The sequence below is a fragment of the Micromonospora solifontis genome, from assembly GCF_003725545.1.
GTDB lineage: Bacteria > Actinomycetota > Actinomycetes > Mycobacteriales > Micromonosporaceae > Micromonospora > Micromonospora solifontis.
Window position 1 is genome coordinate 1 of the sequence record NZ_RJLN01000192.1, and the last position, 1387, is coordinate 1387.

1 protein-coding gene is annotated in these 1387 nt (G+C 68.9%); it reads left to right on the forward strand.

Features of this window, described 5'->3' with window-relative positions:
- Window positions 1-70 precede the first annotated feature (70 nt).
- Window positions 71-1213, forward strand: a complete 1143-nt coding sequence (locus tag EFE23_RS27800) for an IS701 family transposase (RefSeq protein WP_123243817.1) — start codon at window positions 71-73, stop codon at window positions 1211-1213.
- Window positions 1214-1387: the final 174 nt, after the last annotated feature.

Sequence of the window (1387 nt, forward strand, 5' to 3'; positions counted from 1 at the left end):
CTAGTACTGCAACGGCGGGTCGTGACTTTGGGTGGTTTCGGCTCGTTAGTCCATTGTGGTTAGCGTTGGGTTGGTTGAGTCGTGGGAAGCCGAGCTCGATGACTTGTTCGCTCGGATCGCGGGCCGGTTCAGTCGGGTGGAGCCGCGGAAGCGGGCGTTTGCCTATGTGCGGGGGCTGCTCGCGCCGTTGGAACGCCGTAACGGGTGGACTCTTGCCGAGCAGGCTGGTGACCGGTCACCGGACGGGATGCAGGCGCTGCTGTGCAGCCCGTGCTGGGACGCCGACGCGGTCCGTGACGATGTCCGCGACTACGTGGTGGAGCACCTCGGTGACCCGGCCGCGGTGCTGATTGCCGATGAGACCGGGTTCCTGAAGAAGGGGACCCGGTCGGCGGGGGTGCAGCGGCAGTATTCGGGGACCGCTGGGCGGACGGAGAATTGCCAGATCGGCACGTTCCTGTGCTACGCCTCCGGCAAGGGGCGGGCGTTGATCGACCGGGAGTTGTACCTGCCGAAGTCGTGGACCGAGGACCGGCAGCGGTGTCGGGCCGCAGCGGTGCCGCAGGAGGTGGAGTTCGCGACCAAGCCGCAGCAGGCGCGGGCGATGCTGGAGAGGGCGATCGCCGCTGGGGTGCCGTTCGCGTGGTTCACCGCGGACGAGGCGTACGGGCAGAACCCGGGCCTGCGCGGCTGGCTGCAGGAGCAGGACGTCCCGTATGTGATGGCCACCCGGTGCGACGACGAGGTGGCTTCCGGGCTGTTCACCACCACTCGGGTCGACCAGCTCGTCGCGAGGGTGCCGGCCGGTGCGTGGACCAGGCTGTCGTGCGGCGACGGCGCGCACGGCCCACGCCGCTACGACTGGGTGCGGCTGCCGATCCGGCGGGAGTTCCCACACGGCCGCCGCGGCTGGGTCCTCGCGCGGCGCAGCATCAGCGACCCCACCGACATCGCCTACTACGTCTGCTTCGGCCCGCGCGGCACCCGCCAGCGGGAACTGGTCCGCGTCGCCGGGTCCCGGTGGGCGGTGGAGGAGTCGTTCCAGACCGCCAAGAACGAGGTCGGTCTCGACCAGTACCAGGTCCGCCGCTACGACGCCTGGTACGCCCACATCACCCTCGCGATGACCGCCGCCGCGTTCCTGGTCGCCACCCGCGCCGCCCAAGCCGAAAAGGGGGCGCCGATCCCGGCGCAGACACGCTCATCCCGCTGAGCAGCAACGAGATCCGCCGCCTGTTCGCCAAACTCGTCCTCAAAGGACGTGCCGCGGCCAGCCACGTGCTGCACTGGTCGAACTGGCGCCGCCACCGACAAGCCCAAGCAAAAGCCAGCCACTACCACAAACGACTCGAAGCAGTCAAACGTAACGAACCTCCGTAGCAGTACT